This window comes from Bartonella sp. P12B (genome assembly GCF_055796185.1).
Map to the genome: position 1 here is coordinate 1 of NZ_JBTTDI010000058.1, position 1,162 is coordinate 1,162.

Annotated in this window: 1 protein-coding gene; it reads right to left on the bottom strand. The window is 35.0% G+C overall.

Translation table 11 applies throughout. The annotated features are described in order from the left end of the window. The coding region (locus tag AC0QT1_RS08625; protein ID WP_473202130.1) for an ABC transporter substrate-binding protein at positions 1-400 on the bottom strand (400 nt) is incomplete at its 3' end. Between the last annotated feature and the right edge of the window lie 762 nt (positions 401-1,162).

Below are 1,162 nucleotides of genomic sequence, written 5' to 3' on the forward strand. Positions count from 1 at the left end.
CCATCTTTAACTTCACAACCCGCTTCATACTCCAAACAAGATCACCGGCATGAGCTGGCCTACCATCGCTAAACTTCAAATTATCACGCAAATGAAAAGTAATCACCGTTCTCTGATCATCACTTGAAACATCCCAACTCTTCGCCAAAGAGGGAACAAGTTTAGCGGCATCATCTTTAGCAGAAACAACTAAATTATCGCAAACATTGACAAGAACTTCATTACCATAACGGTCATTGATTTGCGCAGGATCAAAGTTACTTATTGGATCAAGATTCCAACCCATCACAAGTGTATCAGCAGGGGTTTTCGCTGCAACATGGTGCACAAACATCCCAAATGCAATAATAGAAGCAACAAAAGAACTGCTCCCCCTCAATATTTTTCCTTTCAAGTTCATAGACTTTTCCTTTTTTATTTATTGTATAAATTCCTTATGCAGCAATAACGTGCAAAAATAATATAACCATGCTTAGAAAACGCACCTCCTAGAGACAAAATAACAAAATCCTCAATATCAGCAACCACTTACCAATCATTTCCCCCTTTGAAAAGAGATGGAGGTTAAACAAAAGACGCAACGGAAACAATCTGATTAAAAGAGAGGGATCATGCAAACAGCACCCATTAGTGACAGCACGAAACTTACAATTCAGAGCATATTAGGAAAAAGTTCCTCTTTACTTCATCAAATAGATTTTTTCTTCAAATTTCTTTTTGCAATTTCCTAAAAAGTGCCTTCAAAGCACCACTCAAATTGCTTCAAAAGCCTCATAAAATTTGATATTTTGATGATCCTAGAGAAATTGTAAGCGCCTATCACAACCCTTTTCACCCCTTCTTCAGGAAAAAATTTAAGTATTTTATAACTCTATATCAAATAACAATTCAAAATCTGCACCTTATCATCATCATTTTTTAAGGCAACAATGGCAAATCTGAAGGATGAAAAACTTGTCACTTTCACCATCGATCCGAACAGAACAATTTTTTATCAAAACATTTTATAATCCCCCCACTTCTTCAGAGATATGAAATTTCACTCCATTTGTTACCTTTGTCTTTTGCAGCAAAAAATTAATTACTTCTCTATGCAGATTGAAATACCCAATCCTAAAATCTCTATAAACATATTTTCATTAAGATAAGTAATCTCCTTAAA